Genomic DNA, 2,929 nt, shown 5'->3' with positions numbered 1-2,929 from the left:
CCTCCGAGGCGGCCTTGCCACGTGCGTTCCGCTTCGCTGACCAGGGGAGACATCTTGATGCCTGTAACTTTGCGCACTATGATGTCATCATGCGAACCACACTCACGCTGGACGCCGATGTCGCTCGGCTGGTCGAGGATGCGGTGCACCGTGCCCGCTCGTCGATGAAGCAGGTGATCAACGATGCGCTGCGCCGTGCGCTGAGTCAGCCGCGCACCCAGGAGGCGGCCTTCGAACAGCGGGTGCACGAAGCTACGCTCGCACCCGGGCTCGACTTGGCGGGCTTCAACCGCATGGCCGATGAATTGGAGGACCAAGCCATCATCGCGTCGATGAACAAGCGCGGTGCTTGATGATCGTCCCCGATGTGAACCTCTTGCTCTACGCGACAATCTCGGTGTATCCACAGCATGAGGCAGCACGTTCATGGTGGGAAGAGGTCATCAACTCAGGGGAGGAGGTCGGGCTAGCCGCGCCTGCTGTTTTCGGCTTCATCCGGATCGCGACCAACCCACGGGTGATGTCCCCGCCGATGGCGATTGAGACCGCGCTGGATTATGTGACCGAATGGCTGCAGCAGCCCAACGTCAATCATCTGGTGCCCGGGCCGCGTCACGTCGACATCGCCTTCGAACTTCTGCGGAAGGTGGGTACTGGCGCCAATCTGACGACAGATGCTCAATTGGCAGCGCTCGCCATCGAATACGACGCGGAGATGGCCTCCAATGACACCGATTTCGCGCGGTTTCCCGAGTTGCGTTGGCAGAACCCCCTCCGGTGAGCCGGTCTTCGAACCAGTCACCACCCGGCTGGAAATCCGCCGAGCTTTGAACTGCAGCAGGACAAGAAGATCCAGCGCAATACGCCCAAGCACCACGTCCTCCCGCTGTAATCCCCACCCGTAGGGGCCGCCCCGGAGATTCTCCGAGGCGGCCCGTTTGCATCCAGGTTGCGGCAGGTGGTCCACGCATCCCGCGGCAGATGGTCCACGGGGTATGCGGCAATTGGTACATGGGAGGTGGCTGTGGAGTTCGGTGTCTCTCAGAGCGATCCGCGCTCGGTGACCCACTCCGTGGGTTGACCCGTGATCTCAGCGATTCGGTCGAAGTCGGTGTCGTAGTGCAGAACCGTCGCACCGCCGAGTTCGGCTGTCGCCGCGATGATCAGGTCGGGGAGCTTGAAGTTGCGATGGTGACCGCGCTCGGCCAGTTGCCGGTGCACGTCCATCGCTCGATTCATCGACTCTGTGGTTACGTCGATCCAGCGCATGGAATGGAGTGCACGCCAGAGGGTGTCGTACCCTGAACTTTCGGGTGCGTTGTCGAGGTATTCGAGTGCGATCATCTGACAGGCCGCGAGTCTGCCGCCCAATAGCAGGTCGTTGAAGCGTTTCCGCACGACCTCGTGGCGTGACCGAAGGACGAAAACCGAGGTATCGGCGAGATAGACGGGCGCCGCCATCAGGCGACGTTGTCTCGACGCACATCTTCGGCGAGGCGTGACAGATCGCGGCCACCCGCCCGCCACCCCTGCGCGGAGTCGGTGACGTCGACCCCGACGCTGTCGAGTGCGTCGAGGATCGCCTCGGCCTGCTTGCGATCCGCGAAGGACCGGAGCGCCTCGTTGATCGTGGCCACCTTGGTCGGCGTGCCGAGAACCTCTTGCGCAGCCTTGAGCCACTCTTCGTTGACATCAACACTAATACGCGCCATGCATCAATGCTACACCAGATTGATGCCATAGTAAGCACCAAATCAAGGGCCACCAGGCACCACAACCGCCTGTGTCGGGCACCAAAGTGCGCTACCTCGACGATCGTCGCGGTGGCGACCGGCTGCTCGCAGGTTTCGTCTCCCCGTTGTACTCGGTCATTGTGCGATCCTGCCCGCGGGTTAACGGAGGTGGCCGCCGGCACGGGCCGCGCGGTCGGAGACGCTGGTGATGCGGGCGCGCAGGCGACGCACGATTTCCTCGGGTGGGCCTGGGATGACCGTGAAGTTCTCGGTGTCGTGGTGTTGCATCAGGTAGCGGCCGTCGCCCGGGTAGTCCAGCCAGAGGAAACCGCTGCCGTCGTCGGTGGGGCGGGCGTCGATCTCGAAGCCGGGGTAGACGGTGATTTCGCCGGTTCCGGTGCGGGGGCGTTTCAGGAAGCGTTGCAGGCGTTCGGTGTCGGAGAGTTTGGTGGGGTGGCGGGAGTACACCGGCGCGTCGAGGTCGCTGCGCCTGCCTTCGAAGCGGGGCTCGGTTCCGCCGGCGCAGCGGGGTAGGTGGGCGACGATCGCCTGCGCCACCTCGTGAGCGGGATGGCAGCTGAGGGCGATGTCACCTCCGCCGCGGCGATCGCGTTCCGAGAACTGCACGGCGACAACGGCTTCGGAATCGACAATCCCGGCGTGAATACCGACGCCCTGATCCTGCTGCGGTCCGTGCAGCCCCTGAATCTCCACGCGGGTCCGCGGTTCCAGCAGGACTTCCAGTGCGCGGTGGAAGGACTCGTCGTAGATCTGTTGCAGGCGCTGCGCGCTGCGTGCTCGTCTGGCCGCGAATTCCTCGGTGGTTTCCGGGAATGCGGGCTTGTAACGCAAAGGGTAGGGGAGCCGGTCGCGGCCGACCGCCTCGAGTGCGATGGTGAAGGCGAGACCGTCCAGCTGCCAGCGCACGCCGGGTGCGGTCATGCGCCGATCACCCCGCCCGGCGGCAGTGTCGGTGGAAGCTGGCCGATGAGTTCGTGTTCGCGATCCTGGATCAGGTAGTCCGGGGTCTTGTGCTCGTCGTCGTCGCTCCCGCCACCACGTCCGGCGCCGCCACCCATCATGCCCGGCATGCCGGACATGCCGCGCGCACCAGCGGCGGCTGCCCTGCCCGCAGCGGCTGGGGGGGGGGGGGCGCGCGCCCGGGCGCCGGGGAGTGGGCCCCCCCCCCCCCCCGG

Annotated in this window: 5 protein-coding genes and 1 pseudogene; 2 read left to right on the top strand and 4 right to left on the bottom strand. The window is 65.2% G+C overall.

Going from position 1 to position 2,929, the window contains the following annotated elements:
* Nucleotides 1-89 precede the first annotated feature (89 nt).
* Nucleotides 90-353, top strand: coding sequence for an antitoxin (locus tag ACFWPJ_RS27635; protein WP_378855638.1), 264 nt, complete (start codon nucleotides 90-92; stop codon nucleotides 351-353).
* The gene (locus ACFWPJ_RS27630) at nucleotides 353-781 is read left to right on the top strand and encodes a type II toxin-antitoxin system VapC family toxin (protein WP_378855636.1); all 429 of its coding nucleotides are present in this window, start codon (nucleotides 353-355) and stop codon (nucleotides 779-781) included. Before ACFWPJ_RS27635 ends, ACFWPJ_RS27630 begins: the two co-directional genes overlap by 1 nt.
* A 260-nt stretch (nucleotides 782-1,041) precedes the next feature.
* Here the strand turns inward: ACFWPJ_RS27630 and ACFWPJ_RS27625 are convergent, their stop codons facing one another.
* The 4 genes and pseudogenes from ACFWPJ_RS27625 to ACFWPJ_RS27610 form a co-directional block, all read right to left on the bottom strand.
* Nucleotides 1,042-1,461, bottom strand: a complete 420-nt coding sequence (locus ACFWPJ_RS27625; RefSeq protein ID WP_378855634.1) for a PIN domain nuclease — start codon at nucleotides 1,459-1,461, stop codon at nucleotides 1,042-1,044.
* Nucleotides 1,461-1,712, bottom strand: a complete 252-nt coding sequence (locus ACFWPJ_RS27620; protein WP_378855632.1) for a type II toxin-antitoxin system VapB family antitoxin — start codon at nucleotides 1,710-1,712, stop codon at nucleotides 1,461-1,463. The genes ACFWPJ_RS27625 and ACFWPJ_RS27620 overlap by 1 nt, the downstream gene beginning before the upstream one ends.
* Nucleotides 1,713-1,892: 180 nt before the next feature.
* The gene (locus ACFWPJ_RS27615; RefSeq protein ID WP_378855630.1) at nucleotides 1,893-2,675 is read right to left on the bottom strand and encodes an ESX secretion-associated protein EspG; all 783 of its coding nucleotides are present in this window, start codon (nucleotides 2,673-2,675) and stop codon (nucleotides 1,893-1,895) included.
* Nucleotides 2,672-2,929 (bottom strand): annotated as a pseudogene (locus tag ACFWPJ_RS27610) (hypothetical protein); the annotation flags it as partial. The gene ACFWPJ_RS27615 and the pseudogene ACFWPJ_RS27610, both read right to left, overlap by 4 nt.

The organism is Nocardia sp. NPDC058497 (genome assembly GCF_042720195.1).
Taxonomy (GTDB): Bacteria; Actinomycetota; Actinomycetes; order Mycobacteriales; family Mycobacteriaceae; genus Nocardia.
The sequence above is the reverse complement of the archived record's forward strand: the minus strand, read 5'-3'. Positions and strand labels throughout refer to the sequence as shown.

Excerpts from the sequence above, each read along its gene's own strand:
- ACFWPJ_RS27635 (WP_378855638.1), top strand. The coding sequence starts at position 90 with ATGCGAACCACACTCACGCTGGACGCCGATGTCGCTCGGCTGGTCGAG.
- ACFWPJ_RS27630 (WP_378855636.1), top strand. The coding sequence starts at position 353 with ATGATCGTCCCCGATGTGAACCTCTTGCTCTACGCGACAATCTCGGTG.
- ACFWPJ_RS27625 (WP_378855634.1), bottom strand. The coding sequence starts at position 1,461 with ATGGCGGCGCCCGTCTATCTCGCCGATACCTCGGTTTTCGTCCTTCGG.
- ACFWPJ_RS27620 (WP_378855632.1), bottom strand. The coding sequence starts at position 1,712 with ATGGCGCGTATTAGTGTTGATGTCAACGAAGAGTGGCTCAAGGCTGCG.
- ACFWPJ_RS27615 (WP_378855630.1), bottom strand. The coding sequence starts at position 2,675 with ATGACCGCACCCGGCGTGCGCTGGCAGCTGGACGGTCTCGCCTTCACC.